The organism is Vibrio sp. MM46, from assembly GCF_027587135.1.
In the GTDB taxonomy this organism is placed as follows: domain Bacteria; phylum Pseudomonadota; class Gammaproteobacteria; order Enterobacterales; family Vibrionaceae; genus Vibrio; species Vibrio harveyi.
Window position 1 is genome coordinate 110,317 of the sequence record NZ_JAPPTO010000010.1, and the last position, 16,116, is coordinate 126,432.

The following is a 16,116-nucleotide window of genomic DNA, read 5'->3' on the forward strand; positions in this document are numbered from 1 at the left end:
TTAGTATTGTGACTTATATTCCATTTATTTTGAAATTAATAATGAAGCTTGAAAATAAACGAGAAGGGAATCAAATATTAATTGAAAAAGCCGGAAGAACATGACTGTTGCTTCCGGCTGTTATGTCTATGGTAATACGTTGCTATACCGTAATTACTTGAACGCCAGCTTCTTCTAGTGCTTTAAGTGTTGTTTCATCGGCACCTTGATCCGTAATTAGGGTATCAAGTTGAGAGGCAGAAGCCAGAAGCTTTCCGCCGTGTTTGCCTATCTTGCTACTATCGACTAATGCTACTAGACGATCACCGTATTCCAATAGTTTCTTCTCAGCCATGTAAACCAAGAGATCAGAAGTGTACACGCCAGCTTTCGAAACACCGGTACCTGTGAAGAAAACGTAACGACTTGAATAGTCGTCAGTATTTTCAGCATCTGGTGAGATGGTAATATGACGCTCTGGTAGATACTGCCCACCTAGAATGATCAAACTAGAATGTTTCTTCTGAATGAGTTGGTAAGCAAGTGGCATAAAGTTGGTCACCACTTGAATGTTGCTGCCAGCTAAATAGTCACCCAACAATAACGTTGTGTTACTGCCACTTACCACCACACTATCACCTTCATCACACATTTCAGCGGCGGCTTGGGCAATCCGAGATTTAGCTGCAAAATTCTCAATGTCTTTTTCTGAAGGAATGAAATGAGAAGCAACATGAGATTGTGTGGCTACTTGTTCTGATTTAATCACTTCCGCACCATTGCGGATCTTAGTGAGTTTCCCGTCTTCTGCGAGTTTTGTTATGTCGCGTCGGGCTGTTGATAGAGAAATATCAAGCATCTCAACGTAGTCGCTCGTGCTGATATACGTGTGATTTTCTAGATACTCCAAAAGCCTTCTATGACGCTGAGCTTCATTCATAGTTAAGTCCTTGATTTTTGTTTTGACCAATTTTGACCGAATTTGACGTTTTGAGCAAATAAAAAATCAAAATGACGTTTTTTGAATTGTTTGTGACCGATTTTTGTGATCTTTAGCTTATTTTGAATCATTTTAAGTCAAAAATGACTTTACGTGACGTTATTTGACCGTTTATAGTCATTTTGCGTCACAAAGAGTCATTGGAGACCAAGATGAAGTATCAAGCAATCATTATCGATTTAGATGGCACACTGTTAAATGACCATAATCAGATCAGTAGTAACAATATCGAAGCGATCAAACTTGCGATTAGTGAAGGTTATAAAGTCACATTAGCAAGTGGTCGTCCACATAACCTGATGCTTCCTTTTGCCAAGCAGCTTGGCATTGAACTGCCGATGATTTGCTGTAATGGAGCCTACCAGTTTGACCCTGTTCAAGGCAGCATCAACGATAGCCAAGTCATTGGTTCAAATGTACTCAATGCATTACTCGACACTCTCAATATTGGTCAGTTTTATTTCACGCTTTACTGCGAAAACGGCATTTTTGCGACTCAACAATCTGAACACTTCCTAGGTCTTCAGCAACAGATGTTGGCACTGGGCGTTGAGGACAACATGAAAATTGTACCGAGTGTTCGTTCACTACTTAATGAATGTGGTGATGTATATAAAGTCTTGGTCTCTAGCGAAGACAAAGTCGCTCTCTGTGAATTACGTGATGTGCTGATTCATCATCATGTACAAGCCGATCTTTCAACTCCGAACAAGCTTGATATCACAGCGAAGGGAGCGAACAAAGGCACCGCAACTCTTCACCTACTTAATCAACTCAACCTGAATCCGAAATACACCATTGCTTTTGGTGACGGAGACAACGATGCAGAAATGTTACGCGTTGTTGGAGAACCCGTAGCAATGGAAAACGCTAGTCCAGCCATTCGTGGGTTAGCGAACTTAATTGTCACAGATAACAACGGTTGCGGCATTGGGCAGTACCTCAGATTGATCGTGTCTGAAGGTCAGCATTCATGCCAACACTCTTACTTCTATTAAGGAAACACAATGAAAAAAGTAAAAATCGCAGCAGGTCTTGCACACGTAGATTACGGCCACATCGCAGATATCGTAAAAGAAGTGTCTGACGCGGGTGCGGATTACATTCACTGTGATGCTGCTGATATGCATGATTTGAAAAACATGCAGCTTATGGGTGGTCATCAAATCGTTGAAGGTATTCGTCAGTACACGGATAAGCCAATCGAAGTCCACGCTTACTTTAAAGATTGTGATCGTCTATTTGTAGAAAAGATTGCTAAAGCTGGCGCAGACATGCTGATTCTTCCAGCAGAGAACTTCTTGGGTGCGCCATTGGCGTACATGATGAAGTACTGCCGTGACTACAACATGAAGTTTGGTCTAACCGTTGGCTGTTTTACTCCTGTCTCTTTCGTTAAAGAAGCAATTTACTACCTAGACCGACTACACATTGTTATTCATGGCGTGAACAACGATGAATGGTTATGGCGTGAGTCTGCGATTGAAATGATTCGCGAAGCGCGTCAGCTAATTAACGAGCGTAACCCTAACTGTGAATTGTGTGTTGACGGTGGTATCCGTAACCACAACCTAGAGCCGCTGTTGAAAGAAGACATTGATGTGATGGTGGCATCAACCAACATCTTCGGTCACAAAGAAGGCATTACAGCTGGCGTAAAAGATTTCCGTGCTGCACTGAATGCTGCTGAAGAAGCCGTTGCCGCTGAACTAGCTTAATTAGAGTTAATGGTGTCGGGCTGAACTTCCCCCTCTAAATGCTCCGGCTCGACACCAACCAAGGAATTGCCATGACACATTTTAATCACTACCAACCGACTAAGCTGAGCTTTGGCCCGGGCAATGTGAGCCAAATTGGTCATATGATTGCCAAATACGGTCGACGCTGTTTGATTGTCTCTGAACCGATATTTGAAGCAGTTAAACCAGCTTATGAGCGTATTTTTGCTTTGCTTGCCGAACAAGATATTCATGTAACGCACTTCGATGGCGTTGTACCTAATCCGCCAACGACGGTTGTTGAGCTTGGACGACAAGTTGGTATCGAAGCTGACTGTGACGTTGTACTTGCCATTGGCGGTGGTTCATCGATCGATACCGCGAAGATCATCGCAGCAACCATGAAGGTTGACACAATTGATTGGGCACACTGGTTTAATAATTATGATTCGCCTTTTGGTGATATTAAGGCGCTGCCAGCATCAACTGTGCCTTTGATTGCTCTACCAACAACATCTGGAACGGGCTCTCAGGTTACTCATGCAGCGGTTATTACTGATCTTGATAGCCACTCAAAACTGACATTGTTCCATCCTGATTTTTATCCATGTGAAGCCATTATTGATCCTGAATTAATGCTGACCTTACCACCTCGTATGACTGCGATGACTGGTTTTGATGCGTTTTCACATGCGTTTGAGTCGTACACCGGCATAAAGCCTTCACCATTAGTTGATAGTTTGGCGCTAGAAGCCATGAAGCTGGTGGTAGAAAACTTGCCTGCTGTTGTGAAGAACGGCTCCGATATCGAAGGTCGTTGTCGATTGGCAAGCGCTGATACGTTGGCTGGGATCTCCTTGGCTAATGGTGGCGCAGGCGCACCGCATCCTCTAGGGGAAATCTTAGGTAGTAGAAAAACGAATTTACCTCATGGTTTGACACTAGCGGTGGTTTATCCCGCCTATGTTCAACTGCAATGGCGTAAACAACCAGAACGTTACGCAAAAGTTGCAGAGCTATTTGGTGCCGTGGGAAGCACTGAAGAAAAAGCGCAATCGCTAGCAACGCACTTAGTCACGTTTTTAGGGCAAATTGGTTTAGAGCACAACCTAACGCAGGTAGGAGTCACAGAGGAAGACGTAAAGGCATTAGAACCAGCGTTCTGCTTCAACCTACCTTTGACAACGGGCGAAGAGATGAAAACGATTCTGCACGCCAGCTTGGTATAGCAGAACAAAAAGGGGTTGAGAACATGGAAAACGAAGTAAAAACAATGAAATTTGCAGCGTTGAATGTGGATAGAGAGGACATCAAACGTCGTGATATTCAAGCGTTAATCTTCGATTTCGATGGTCTACTCGTCGATACAGAAACCTGTTTGTTTAGGGCCTGGGAAGCTCTAATGAAGCCATTCGGGATTGATGTTTCGCCACTCCAGGTTGCTGGTCTAGTTGGGAGCTCAGTACCAGCAACCTCTCTTTGTGACCTTTATCGATATCATTCAAAGCAAGTGTTATCTGATGATGAAATCAGACAACAAGTCTTTAGTCATGCTTATCGACTGATTGCACTTCAAACAGAACGAAAAGGTGTTCGCTGCTATCTAGACACAGCAAAGCAAATGGAGCTTAAGATGGCGTTAGCAACAAGTTCTGAATACGAGCATTACATGCCGATTCTGAAGCGCCTGAATTTAGAACATTACTTTGACTGTTTCACCGGAGCAGAAGAAATCTCGATTGAACGTCGTAAGCCATCTCCGGACGTTTATCTCACTAGCCTAGAAAAACTCGGAGTTTCTGCCAGTCAAGCCATTGCCTTTGAGGACTCTCCTCCAGGAGTTACAGCGGCTCGAGCGGCAGGTATTTCAACAGTTGCGGTAACCAATTACCTGACTCAGCACTTAGATGTCTCGCATGCAGACATTGTTTTATCGTCAATGAGTCAAATTTCGCTAGCGCAATTGATTATCAACTTATCGAGATAGAGTTATGAACAAATTAGAACAATTGAAAAAATACACAACGGTTGTTGCTGACACTGGTGACATTGATGCGATTGCTGCATTCCAGCCTCAAGATGCGACGACAAACCCTTCATTAGTGCTTAAAGCGGCAGAGATGCCTCAATACGATCACTTGATTGTGGATGCGATTGAATGGGCGAAAAAACAAAGCGCAGATAGAGCACAGCAGATCATCGATGCAAGCGATAAATTGGCGGTCAACATCGGCGTGGAAATCTTAAAAACCGTACCAGGGCGTATCTCTACTGAGGTTGATGCTCGCTTATCATTTGATAAAGAATCCAGTTTGGTGAAAGCGCGAAAATTGATCGCCATGTACCAAGAAGCTGGCATTGAGAAAGCGCGCATTTTGATCAAGCTGGCGTCAACATGGGAAGGCATTCGTGCAGCAGAAGTACTCGAAAAAGAAGGCATTAACTGTAACCTAACGCTGCTGTTTAACTTTGCTCAGGCAAAAGCGTGTGCAGAAGCGGGGGCATTCCTTATCTCTCCATTTGTTGGTCGTATCTTAGATTGGTACAAAAACAATACTGTTCAAAAAGAATACCTTCCACATGAAGACCCGGGTGTTGTCTCGGTTTCTAAGATTTACAACTACTACAAAGATCATGGCTATAACACTGTGGTTATGGGCGCTAGCTTCCGTAATGCTGACGAAGTGCTCGCTCTAGCTGGCTGTGATCGTCTAACGATTGGTCCTGCAATCTTAGATCAACTTGCAGCGCAAGAGGGTGAGGTTGAACCAAAGCTTTATGCTCAACGCACGAATGTGAACCCTGCGCCAACGGCAATGACTGAAGCTGAGTTCCGTTGGGAAATGAACCAAGATCCAATGGCGACAGAGAAGTTGTCTGAGGGTATTCGTAACTTTGCCGTAGACCAAGGCAAACTAGAAGCAATGATTGAAGCACGTCTGTAAGGAGCAGTGAAGATGATCTCTCGAAATAAACTTGCAGACACGATTCGTGTATTGAGTATGGATGCGGTGCAAAAAGCTGGCTCTGGTCACCCTGGTGCACCGATGGGCATGGCGGATATTGCGGAAGTTCTGTGGCGTGATTTTCTAAAACATAATCCCACCAACCCTAATTGGCCGGATCGTGACCGTTTTATTCTTTCTAACGGTCATGGCTCTATGCTGATTTACAGCTTATTGCATTTGTCTGGCTATGATTTGACGATGGCAGATATTCAATCTTTCCGTCAGTTGCATGCAAAGACGGCGGGACATCCAGAATATGGTTATGCACCGGGGATTGAAACAACGACTGGTCCGCTAGGTCAAGGCATTACCAATGGGGTTGGTATGGCACTCGCTGAGAAGGTATTAGCTGATCAGTTTAACCGTCCTGGTCATGAGATCGTTGACCACCACACCTATGTGTTTATGGGTGATGGCTGCATGATGGAAGGCATTTCCCACGAAGCTTGTTCGTTAGCTGGCACATTAGGTTTAGGCAAGCTGATTGCGTTTTGGGATGACAATGGCATCTCAATTGATGGCGAGGTTGAGGGATGGTTTTCGGATGATACGCCTAAACGTTTTGAAGCATATGGTTGGCACGTCATTGCGGATGTTGATGGTCATAACGCTCAATCAATTCGCCAAGCGATTCTAGAGGCTCAGGCAGAAACCAGTAAGCCAACGTTAATTTGCTGTAAAACTATTATTGGCTTTGGATCGCCAAACAAATCAGCAAGCCACGATTGTCATGGTGCACCGTTAGGTGAAGAAGAGGTAGCGCTAGTACGTCAAAACCTAGGTTGGGAATACGCCCCGTTTGAAATCCCGCATGAAATCTATCAAGCGTGGGATGCCAAAGTTGCAGGTAAAGATGCGGAAGCACAATGGGCGAATCGCTTTGTGGAATATGAATTGGTATACCCAGAGCTGGCAGCAGAGTTTAATCGTCGAGTAAAGGGTGACCTACCAGAAAACTGGGCTCAAATCAGTGAAGATGTGATTAAAACTTTGCAAGCCAACCCTGCGACTATCGCGACTCGCAAAGCATCGCAAAACGCGATTGAGGCCTTCGGCGCGCACTTACCTGAATTCCTAGGTGGCTCGGCAGATCTAACTCCATCAAACCTAACGAATTGGTCTGGTTCAAAAGCAATTACCGCTCAGGATGCTTCAGGTAATTACCTTAGTTACGGAGTTCGTGAATTTGCCATGTCAGCCATGATGAATGGCATTGCTCTCCACGGCGGTTTTATTCCTTATGGCGGCACATTCTTAATGTTTATGGAATACGCACGTAATGCATTGCGTATGGCCGCATTGATGAAGCAACGCAGCATCTTTGTCTACACGCATGATTCAATTGGTTTGGGTGAAGATGGTCCAACGCATCAACCTGTGGAACAAATCGCATCACTGCGTTTAACGCCAAACATGAGCACATGGCGTCCTTGTGACCAAGTCGAGACCGCAGTCGCTTGGAAAGCCGCTGTCGAGAGAACGGATGGTCCAACTTCACTGATTTTCTCGCGCCAGAATCTTGTTCAATTTGAGCGCGATGAGGAGACATTAGAAAACATCGCGAAAGGTGGTTACATCTTGTCCGACTGTGACGGTGAACCTGAGCTTATTCTCATTGCCACGGGTTCTGAAGTTGCTCTTGCTATGGACGCAAAGGCGCAGTTGAACAATGTTCGCTGTCGTGTGGTTTCGATGCCTGCAACCGACGTGTTTGACGCGCAGAGTGCACAATACCAACAACACGTTCTCCCAACCAATGTGACCAAGCGTATCGCGATTGAAGCTGGTATTCGAGATTATTGGTTTAAGTACGCGGGCTTACAAGGAGAGATCATCGGTATGACGAGCTTTGGTGAGTCTGCACCAGCTGATCAGCTCTTTGAAATGTACGGCTTTACTGTGGCAAACGTTGTGGATACTGCCAAGCGTATGATGGAGAACGCGTAATGGAAACTTTCATCACAAATACGGTGGATGAATGTGTCAGAGTCAAGGCTGCGAAAGCAGCCTTGGACCACATTTTACAAAATGTCACTCCAGATACGGTTATTGGAATTGGTACAGGTGCAACAGCAGAAGTATTTGTCCAATTATTGGCAGCTAGTGGCGTGGCGTTTGCTCACTGTGTATCAAGTTCAGAACGCTCTTCTAAAGCCATCCAGAGTTCAGGTTTGAAAGAAATCCCTCTCGCAGACTGCTTGTACGTGGATTATTACGTTGATGGCATTGATGAAGGGTTAACAAACGGCATCACAATCAAAGGTGGAGGCGCGGCTTTAGGGCGAGAAAAAGTCATTGCCTCTATGACTAAGTGCTTTATCACCATCTCAGATGAAGGACGTTTAGTGGAGACGCTAGGGAAATTCCCTCTGCCAATTGAAGTCCTCCCAGCGGCGAAAATGCCAGTTATTCTCGCCTTAAAATCCCTTGGTGGCCGTCCTTTGCAACGCCCTGATTGCGTTACTGATAATGGCAATATTATTTTGGATGTTTCTGGTCTAGATATGAGTGAGCCAACCGAATTAGAACAGCGACTGAACTCCCTTTCAGGTGTGGTTGAGAATGGCATATTTTCTCAATGCCGTGCGCACTATATGGCGTTTTCAAATACACAAGGCGTTCGTTGGTTATCGGTAAATTGAGAGCCTGATAACAAGTTTATTAATAACCTCTTCTTGGCTAGGGATTTAAGGGATTAAACATGATGGAAAGCAAGTTTTCGACAGAAGCAATCGAGTATCTTGAACAGCATATTGATGAGTTACTTAACGATTTATCTGAGCTAGTTGCTATTCCATCAGTACGTGATTTGACGACACAAACAGAGAATGCTCCGTTTGGTTATCAAATTAGACAAGCGTTTGATTACTTAATCAAATTTGCTGAAAGAGAAGGTTTAGAAGTGCGTGATCACCAAGGTTATGCTTTGGATATAAGCTTTGGGCAAGGTGATCAAGAAATCGCTCTGCTGCACCATGTTGATGTGGTGCCAGCAGGGGATGAGATGCTATGGCGAACGCCGCCATACCGTATGACTAAAATTGATAACATGGTTTTTGGACGAGGCGTAACAGACAACAAAGGTCCACTGATTGCTAGCTTGTACATCCTCAAGTTGTTTAAACAACTTACTGTCCCTCTCAATAAGAAAATAAGAGTCATTATTGGTGGTGCAGAAGAGACAACTTGGGAATGTGTAGAGCATTACTTTCAACACAATCCGCAGCCAGAATATGGTTTTTCTCCAGATGGCGACTTCCCAATCGTCAACGGTGAAAAGGGTATTTTGTATGCGTCATTGGAGAAGCAATTTTCTGCCAGAAGCAGTGATAGCGCATGCCAAATTAGACGCATCGAGAGTGAACGAGATAGAACATCCACTTGTCACTTTTTGGTGCTTGAATTGGCAGGCTCTAGTGCTGAAAAAGTAGCGCATCAGTTTGCTGCTTTTGCTGATGTGATTGACTGTCAGTCACATTACCGCGTTGAGATTTCAACGCCGTGGGAGAAATCCCGCAACCCGCATAAAGTTGATAACTGCATGGACAAGTTCGTCAACGTTATGCGTCATGTGGAAGGATTAGATCCAAACTCTGCCAGCTTGGTCCACTTGCTTGATTCCCACTTTGCAAATGACTACGTCGGGCATAAGTTAGGTCTATACCATAACGATGATGAGATGGGATACACAACGTGTTGTGTTTCTGCCATCAACATGGATTCGCATGGCTACAATTTGGATTTTGATTTTCGGTTTCCTAAAGGACTGAGTATCGAGAGAGTTCGTTCCCAATTACTGGCTTTATCCCAACAAGCTGGTGTGAACTTTGTCGAACATCAGTACTTACCTCTATCCTACCTCTCTCCCGAAAGTGCCCTTATCCAAGCGATGGGGAAAGCTTATTCCGATGTTACTGGAACGGATGCAAATTGCTTTAGTAAAGGCGCGGCTTCGTACGCGCGTGCATTGGAGCATGGAGTAGCTTTTGGACCAACTTTCCCTGAAGAAGTGACCTTTGTGCACGAGCCAAATGAACAGCTCAACCTAGAGTCACTAATAAAAGCAATAACGATATACGTGAAAGTTCTCATATCACTTCAGGAGTAAATTATGAGAGATAAGGTTCAAGCACTTGCCGGCGGTATGATGGTTTCCATCATTGTACTGGTCATTGCAGGTATTTTTATAGGGATAGGCGCTGGCGTTGTAAACCAAATGTCAGCTCAAGACTCTGTCATTTTTGCGTTCTTCAAACTGATGCTCGATCTTGGTTTGATGGTAATGCGAAACCTACCACCATTCTTTGCGATTGGTTTAGCCTTTGCCTTGTCAAAATCTGAAAAAGGTTGGGCAGCATTTACAGGCTTTACCATGTTTATGTGTTTCAACGTCGCGATTGGTTCCATTGCCGCTTTTAACGGCTGGACACCGGAAACGACCAGTGTTGATTACCTTGTTAACAACATGGGTTACGACAAAGTTGCCGCACAAAATTTCAATTCACTATGGGGTGAAAACCTAGGCGTATTCTCATACAACATGGGGATCTTTAGCGGGATCATTGTGGGCTGTATCACAGCGGCACTGCACAACCGTTTCTACAAATTTGAAATGCCAGCAATGTTGAGCTTCTTCTCTGGTCCACGTGCTGTCGTAATCTTTGCTTATCTTGCGATTATGCCGATCAGCTTTGTCGCTTATCATGCTTGGCCACCGATCGCGGGTGGGCTGCAATCTATCACGACGCTTATTACTAGCTCGGGTATCTTTGGCTCTTTCCTATTCGGCGTGTTTGATAAGGGGTTACTACCATTTGGTCTCCACCATCTCATCGCCTTCCCAATTGAATACACTCGTGTGGGTGGGGTAATGGAAATTGATGGCGTTGTGTACGAAGGTGTACGTAATATCATGAATGGTCAAATGAGCTCCCCTGAGGCAACTGGTTACATCACACATAACTTTACTAGTGGTCGTATTCCAATTCAGATTGGTGGTCTTACAGGTGCGGCTTATGCGATGTATGTCACCGCGAAACCACAAAACAAAAAGAAAGTCGCTGCGATTATGATCCCTGCCGTATTTACTGCAGCAGTTATCGGGATCACAGAGCCACTTGAATACACTTTCTTGTTTGTTCAACCATTCTTGTTCTTTGCTGTGCACGTGCCATTAAATGGTTTGGCTTATGTCATTACTGAGATGTTTGGCGTCTCTATTCATGGTAACCAACTGTTGTTTATGGTGCCAAACCTACTACAGCCAGAGAAGGTACATGCTTGGGCGTTGCTATGGATTATCCCACTGTACTTCGTTGTTTACTTCTACACCTTTAAGTACGTGATTCTGAAGTTCAACTCTAAAACACCAGGTCGTGAAGAGGACGATGATGCAGATATCGCTCTTTACTCAAAAGCAGACTTCAAGAAGAAAAAAGAGCAGAACTCTGCAGGTCTTCCAGTCGAAATTATTAAAGCGCTGGGTGGTGCTGAGAACATCGATAACGTTTCAAACTGCGCCACACGCTTAAGGGTTTCCCTACATGATGAAACGTTAGCGGCAGCAGATGATGTCTGGAAAAAACAACTGAATGCAATTGGCGTGGTGAGAATGCCAAAAGGAATTCAGGTCATCTACGGTGCGAACGTTATTACCATTGCGTCAGGTATTAAAGAAGCGCTGGGCGTCGACTCTTAATCATTCCCCCCTACAAATAAAAAACCAATAACAAGTGAACCCTCCTGTGGTGCGAGCACCACGGGTAGGGATTTCTGTACCCAAAATATGGAAATATAATTATGAAAAATATAACAAAAGTGTCCCTAACCTTGCTTGCAGTGAGTATTTCTGGTGCGCTACACGCAACCGAAGCCCCTACATGGTCTGAAAGAAACCCAATCGTGTTTTGGGGTGATCGTGCAAATGAAGATTGGAGCTACGTAGACAATCTTGCGGAGAGCGAAAAGAGCTTTTCAGAGAAGTTAAAACGCCTTGATATTACTGATGATGGAGAGTGGAAAGTTTCATTTAGCGGTAACATTAAAGCGGCTTTTGATAATCGTTGGAATCATATGTATGACTCTGATGTACGTAAGAAAAATGAGTTCCGTAGCCGAATGCAGTTTGCTACTGATGTGACATACCAAGATTGGGCTCGAATCTACGGTGAAATCCGCACCAACTACACCAACTTAGATAACCCTGGTCCGGTAGATGATGCTGGTACTGATTTCCACCAACTATTCACAGAGTTCAAGTTGCTCGATGATGGTGAACAGTATTTGAGCACACGTTTAGGACGCCAAGAGATCTACCTCAATGAATGGCAAATGATGAACCGAGAACCAACACCCGTGCAATCGAGTTGGAATGCGGCGAGTGCCAAATACAGAGTGAATGGCATCAACTTTGATGTTTATTACGGTGAAGAAGTCTTCCCATTACGCAAAGATGGCAGTTGGAGTGGGAACTGGGATGACAAAACCAACGGAAAAACCTCCACAGGTATCTTTGCGAATTGGCGCACGGACTATGGCGCAATGCAGGCTTATTTCATGAGCAATGACGTGACCAACAGTTCATTCGTTAATGCTCCTGATGGGGATGTGGATATTCAAGTGCTGGGCTTGCACGCACATGATTTTGTTCGTGAAGGCTTCGGGTACATGGTTGATGGTGTTTATCAGTTTGGTGACCATGCTGGCAAAGATATTTCAGCGTATATGGCTTATGCAGATCTGAACTACAACTGGAGTGCAGATTGGAATGTACGTGCAGGTTTAAACCTTCATTATGCATCGGGAACAAGCAAGGATAGCGATAAAGTGAACACGTTCAACCCACTATGGACGGGGGATCCTCTAGGTTTTGCTCATGACGGGGCTTACGGTAACGCGATGCAGGTTGGCGGTTATTCAGTTATTGAGTACATGCCAAAACAGAGCATTATCACTGGCTTTATGTCAACGTGGCGCGCCGATACAGACGATGCGATTTATACCTTAAATCAGGATATTTTGTTCGGTGAAAACTCTGATGAAAAATACGCTTACACTCAATTTTATCTGCAGTTCCACAACTACATTACGGGCAACCTAAAAACGGAGTTGAACCTGTACTATGCGTTGGATAGTGACTATACGCGTGATGTTGTCGGTCCTCAAAGCGACAACATTACTCGTGCCGAAATCGCAGTGATCTACAACTTCTAGTATTGCGATAGACGATAAATATCCAAGCATACTGCTTTTATCTGTCCTATTTGCCTTGATTAAGGCACGTCATGTTTTTTAAGCAGCAATTTTGCCCAGTCGACATGCTGGGCTTTTTTATTGGAAAATTGGGAAGTGCTCAGTGGATACCATTAGTTTTGCTTGTACTTATGCAGCAAATCTAACGGGATATGGCAGTAGTCGTTTGGAAAGCGTGTGAGTCGGTCTTGATGCTCATCATCACTTGGCACGTAGTTCGTGAGTGGCAGCACTTCTACGGCGATCTTATCGGCATCTGGTCTTGCAGCGATAAATGCTTTGGCAATCGCTAGGTGTTGTTCGTTTTGACTATAAACACCGGTACGGTACTTCTCACCTACGTCTTCACCTTGCTTGTTAACACTGTGCGGGTCGATGATCTCAAACAGATACCCCATTAAAGTTTCAACCGACACTTGTTCAGGGTCGAACTGGGTTTTCACGCATTCCGCGTAGCCATCGTATTCAGATTGAGTGTTGTCTGTTGAGCCATTTGCTCGTCCTGCTTCGGTGCTAATTACGCCCGGAAGGTGGCGCATAAATTCTTGAACACCCCAAAGGCAGCCGCCTGCGAAGTAAATTTCTTCCATCATTCTGTCCTGAAAAATCTTTGCGCCATTATGGGCATCACTTTCATACAAACACAACTCCAACCATAAAACAGGAACAACTCAGAAGTGATTTGCTCTCTTTTTTGTGCTGCGTTTCCTCGTTAGATTGAACGCAGTTAAGAGCTAGGGGGAATCCTAATGAAAATTGAACATATCGCGATTTGGACTGAACGTTTGGAAGAGCTTAAAGCCTTCTATGAGAAATACTTTAACGCGGTGTCTAACGATAAATACCACAACCCAACTAAGCAGTTTTCATCTTACTTTCTTTCGTTTGAAAGTGGTGCACGACTGGAGTTAATGTCGATGGAAGGTGTGACCGCATGTGAAAAATCTCATGCGATGCAGGTAACAGGGTTGGCACACTTTGCCTTTTCTCTAGGATCAGAGCAGGCAGTGGATCAATTGACCAAAACCTTATTGGATGATGGCTACCAATGGATCGACGGTCCGAGACAAACAGGTGATGGTTACTACGAAAGCTGCATCTTAGATCCGGATGGCAACCGTCTTGAGCTTACGGTGTAACGCGACTTAGCTTATTTCTATCGTTCACAGGCTGCTTTCATATGAAAGTGTTCGGGCGTATACTGCAAGCTCATCTATAAGGAGCGAGCCTGTGAACTCAAGACAAAACGAAATCCTGCAATTGGTTAATGACCGCAAACGCGTTCAAGTGACGGAGCTTTCTGACATCATTGGCGTGTCGGGCGTGACGATCAGGCAGGATTTGAATTTCCTTGAGCAACAAGGCTACTTGAAGCGTGTTCATGGCGCTGCGACGGCGCTACAAAGTGACGATATTGATACGCGACTCGAAGTGCGCTTCGACATCAAACAAGCGCTAGCCAACAAAGCGGCAGATTTGGTATCACCAAATGAAACCGTGTTAATCGAAGGTGGCAGTGCCAATGCGCTCTTGGCTCGCACATTGGCTGAACGTGGTGATGTCACCATCATTACTCCATCGGCGTACATAGCCCATCTCATCCGAAACACTTCAGCCAACATCATCTTGCTTGGTGGTGTGTACCAACATCAAGGCGAGAGCTTAGTTGGACCGCTGACTAAGCTGTGTATCGAGAATATTCACTTCAGCACGGCTTTCCTGGGTATTGACGGCTTCCATCAAGATACTGGCTTTACTAGCCGAGACATGATGCGCGCAGAAATCGCCGAAACCATCATTGCGAAAAAGCGTCGTAACATCGTGCTGACGGACTCAAGCAAGTTTGGGCAAATCTACCCATCTTCGATTGGTAAAACGAGTGAAATCTCGGTGCTGTTAACCGACGAAGCCGCTCCGAAAAGCGACCTCGAACAACTGAGAAAGCAAGGTGTGGAAGTGGTGTTGGGTTAAGCCGACTCACGAACAATGAGTTTAGGAGGCAGGATCAAGCTGTAAGGCTCGCTGTCTTCTTGCTTCAGTTGATTGATCAATCGTTTTGCTGCTTGTCTTCCCATCTCTCTTGCATTGGAATTAACGAAGGTGAGCGGTGGTTCAATTAACTCTGCTTCTTCAACGTCATCAAAACCAATCACCGATACTTGCTCGCCGATAAACTGATCTTTACCGATGGAACGTCCTGCTCGATGTATACCATAAACCGCGCCTAGTGCTGTCGAGGAATGGTGACAAAGAACCGCAGTAATCTGTGGATGTTCCAACAACAATTGCTGCACAGTTTGAGCGGCAGACGCTTGGCTTTTCTCACACTCGACCACCCATTCTGGTTTGAAAGGCAAACCAAACTGCATCAGAGTTGAACAATACCCACCAATACGCTCAGCACGACACAAAGAACTGCTCGCGCCGCCGACATAAGCGATTCTGCGATGCCCTTGCTTAACCAGATGCTCCGTCGCTAACTTGGCAGCGTACATGTTGTCTGGTCCCACGTAGTCGATTTGCTTATCCACCGAAGCGCGTGAAATGCACACCATTGGCAGGTTGTGCTGCTTGAGGTTTTCGACGTTGAACTGCTGGCTTTCACCAATCGGGCAAAATGCAATACCTCCGACACCTTGGCGTGCCATGGTTAATACACACTTCTCAAACTTTTCTTGGCTATCCCCACTTTGAGCCAGAAACAGCATGTAACCTTGCTGCTCGATTTCCTCACTCAATCCTGCTGCGACTTCTGCGTAATAGGGATCACTGATGTCTTTGAGGATCAATCCAATGATTTCACTGGAATTGGAGCGTAGGTTGGCAGCGGCACGGTTACGGATATAGCCGAGCTCTTCAACCGCAGCGTTGACCTTTTCTATTGTGTCTGGAGAGATCCGCCCTTTATTCCCCAACACCATAGAGACGGTGGTAACTGACACGCCAGCATGTTTAGCGACTTCTGTAATGGTCACTTTTTTTGACGACATAGATTCACTTTATGGATTAGAAAAACGTTTTATCATCAAACTGTAACCCTATTAGGTTGATTTTAAAAGCCCTACACAGTTTGTGGAAAAAGATATCTAACTCGATCACAGAATTTTTGGTAAAACGTTTTATCAAAATTTTTAGCAGCGTATATTGAGTGCATAAAAAC

At 44.8% G+C, this 16,116-nt stretch carries 15 protein-coding genes; 12 read left to right on the forward strand and 3 right to left on the reverse strand.

Annotated elements, in window-relative coordinates; all coding sequences use genetic code 11:
• Positions 1 to 142: 142 nt before the first annotated feature.
• Positions 143 to 919 (reverse strand): HTH-type transcriptional regulator UlaR, encoded by a 777-nt coding sequence (ulaR, locus tag OH459_RS13165; protein WP_005453036.1) that lies wholly within the window; start codon positions 917 to 919, stop codon positions 143 to 145.
• Positions 920 to 1,131: 212 nt separating this feature from the next.
• Between ulaR and OH459_RS13170 the strand changes: the two genes are divergently transcribed.
• The 10 genes from OH459_RS13170 (at position 1,132) to OH459_RS13215 (ending at position 12,917) form a co-directional block, all read left to right on the forward strand.
• Positions 1,132 to 1,977: a Cof-type HAD-IIB family hydrolase gene (locus OH459_RS13170; protein ID WP_045421774.1), complete on the forward strand. Its 846-nt coding sequence runs from the start codon at positions 1,132 to 1,134 to the stop codon at positions 1,975 to 1,977.
• A 9-nt stretch (positions 1,978 to 1,986) separates the two neighbouring features.
• Positions 1,987 to 2,697 carry a ribulose-phosphate 3-epimerase gene (locus OH459_RS13175; RefSeq protein ID WP_005453033.1) on the forward strand — a complete coding sequence of 237 codons (711 nt, stop codon included), beginning with the start codon at positions 1,987 to 1,989 and terminating at the stop codon, positions 2,695 to 2,697.
• 71 nt (positions 2,698 to 2,768) lie between these two features.
• Positions 2,769 to 3,926 (forward strand): iron-containing alcohol dehydrogenase, encoded by a 1,158-nt coding sequence (locus OH459_RS13180; RefSeq protein ID WP_269987083.1) that lies wholly within the window; start codon positions 2,769 to 2,771, stop codon positions 3,924 to 3,926.
• Positions 3,927 to 3,949: 23 nt separating this feature from the next.
• Complete coding sequence (locus tag OH459_RS13185) at positions 3,950 to 4,684, forward strand: HAD family hydrolase (RefSeq protein ID WP_017189624.1); 735 nt, start codon at positions 3,950 to 3,952, stop codon at positions 4,682 to 4,684.
• A gap of 4 nt (positions 4,685 to 4,688) precedes the next feature.
• Positions 4,689 to 5,642 (forward strand): transaldolase, encoded by a 954-nt coding sequence (tal, locus tag OH459_RS13190; RefSeq protein WP_049534852.1) that lies wholly within the window; start codon positions 4,689 to 4,691, stop codon positions 5,640 to 5,642.
• Positions 5,643 to 5,654: 12 nt separating this feature from the next.
• Entirely contained in the window at positions 5,655 to 7,652 is a 1,998-nt protein-coding gene (tkt, locus tag OH459_RS13195) for a transketolase (RefSeq protein WP_269987087.1), read from the forward strand.
• Positions 7,652 to 8,347: a ribose-5-phosphate isomerase RpiA gene (gene rpiA / locus OH459_RS13200; protein ID WP_017818469.1), complete on the forward strand. Its 696-nt coding sequence runs from the start codon at positions 7,652 to 7,654 to the stop codon at positions 8,345 to 8,347. The genes tkt and rpiA overlap by 1 nt, the downstream gene beginning before the upstream one ends.
• 59 nt (positions 8,348 to 8,406) lie before the next feature.
• Entirely contained in the window at positions 8,407 to 9,813 is a 1,407-nt protein-coding gene (locus OH459_RS13205) for a Sapep family Mn(2+)-dependent dipeptidase (protein WP_188014539.1), read from the forward strand.
• A gap of 3 nt (positions 9,814 to 9,816) precedes the next feature.
• A complete protein-coding gene (locus OH459_RS13210; RefSeq protein ID WP_005453012.1) occupies positions 9,817 to 11,403 on the forward strand; it encodes a PTS transporter subunit EIIC in 1,587 nt (528 codons plus the stop codon).
• A gap of 101 nt (positions 11,404 to 11,504) precedes the next feature.
• Positions 11,505 to 12,917, forward strand: coding sequence for an alginate export family protein (locus OH459_RS13215; RefSeq protein WP_005453010.1), 1,413 nt, complete (start codon positions 11,505 to 11,507; stop codon positions 12,915 to 12,917).
• Between the two features lie 152 nt (positions 12,918 to 13,069).
• Here the strand turns inward: OH459_RS13215 and OH459_RS13220 are convergent, their stop codons facing one another.
• Positions 13,070 to 13,546, reverse strand: a complete 477-nt coding sequence (locus tag OH459_RS13220; protein WP_045421786.1) for a peptide-methionine (S)-S-oxide reductase — start codon at positions 13,544 to 13,546, stop codon at positions 13,070 to 13,072.
• Between the two features lie 159 nt (positions 13,547 to 13,705).
• Between OH459_RS13220 and OH459_RS13225 the strand changes: the two genes are divergently transcribed.
• Together OH459_RS13225 and OH459_RS13230 are read left to right on the forward strand one after the other, a co-directional pair.
• The gene (locus OH459_RS13225; RefSeq protein ID WP_269987093.1) at positions 13,706 to 14,095 is read left to right on the forward strand and encodes a VOC family protein; all 390 of its coding nucleotides are present in this window, start codon (positions 13,706 to 13,708) and stop codon (positions 14,093 to 14,095) included.
• 91 nt (positions 14,096 to 14,186) lie between these two features.
• Entirely contained in the window at positions 14,187 to 14,927 is a 741-nt protein-coding gene (locus OH459_RS13230; RefSeq protein ID WP_005436345.1) for a DeoR/GlpR family DNA-binding transcription regulator, read from the forward strand.
• Here OH459_RS13230 and malI read toward each other — a convergent pair.
• Positions 14,924 to 15,946, reverse strand: a complete 1,023-nt coding sequence (gene malI, locus OH459_RS13235) for a Mal regulon transcriptional regulator MalI (RefSeq protein WP_005453001.1) — start codon at positions 15,944 to 15,946, stop codon at positions 14,924 to 14,926. The genes OH459_RS13230 and malI overlap by 4 nt on opposite strands.
• Positions 15,947 to 16,116 lie beyond the last annotated feature (170 nt).

What these genes read in the sequence shown, in the direction of transcription:
- OH459_RS13215 (WP_005453010.1), top strand. Translation starts at nt 11,505, where the DNA reads ATGAAAAATATAACAAAAGTGTCCCTAACCTTGCTTGCAGTGAGTATT.
- OH459_RS13210 (WP_005453012.1), top strand. Translation starts at nt 9,817, where the DNA reads ATGAGAGATAAGGTTCAAGCACTTGCCGGCGGTATGATGGTTTCCATC.
- OH459_RS13175 (WP_005453033.1), top strand. Translation starts at nt 1,987, where the DNA reads ATGAAAAAAGTAAAAATCGCAGCAGGTCTTGCACACGTAGATTACGGC.
- OH459_RS13220 (WP_045421786.1), bottom strand. Translation starts at nt 13,546, where the DNA reads ATGGAAGAAATTTACTTCGCAGGCGGCTGCCTTTGGGGTGTTCAAGAA.
- rpiA (WP_017818469.1), top strand. Translation starts at nt 7,652, where the DNA reads ATGGAAACTTTCATCACAAATACGGTGGATGAATGTGTCAGAGTCAAG.
- OH459_RS13170 (WP_045421774.1), top strand. Translation starts at nt 1,132, where the DNA reads ATGAAGTATCAAGCAATCATTATCGATTTAGATGGCACACTGTTAAAT.
- tal (WP_049534852.1), top strand. Translation starts at nt 4,689, where the DNA reads ATGAACAAATTAGAACAATTGAAAAAATACACAACGGTTGTTGCTGAC.
- malI (WP_005453001.1), bottom strand. Translation starts at nt 15,946, where the DNA reads ATGTCGTCAAAAAAAGTGACCATTACAGAAGTCGCTAAACATGCTGGC.
- OH459_RS13225 (WP_269987093.1), top strand. Translation starts at nt 13,706, where the DNA reads ATGAAAATTGAACATATCGCGATTTGGACTGAACGTTTGGAAGAGCTT.
- OH459_RS13205 (WP_188014539.1), top strand. Translation starts at nt 8,407, where the DNA reads ATGATGGAAAGCAAGTTTTCGACAGAAGCAATCGAGTATCTTGAACAG.
- ulaR (WP_005453036.1), bottom strand. Translation starts at nt 919, where the DNA reads ATGAATGAAGCTCAGCGTCATAGAAGGCTTTTGGAGTATCTAGAAAAT.
- tkt (WP_269987087.1), top strand. Translation starts at nt 5,655, where the DNA reads ATGATCTCTCGAAATAAACTTGCAGACACGATTCGTGTATTGAGTATG.
- OH459_RS13185 (WP_017189624.1), top strand. Translation starts at nt 3,950, where the DNA reads ATGGAAAACGAAGTAAAAACAATGAAATTTGCAGCGTTGAATGTGGAT.
- OH459_RS13180 (WP_269987083.1), top strand. Translation starts at nt 2,769, where the DNA reads ATGACACATTTTAATCACTACCAACCGACTAAGCTGAGCTTTGGCCCG.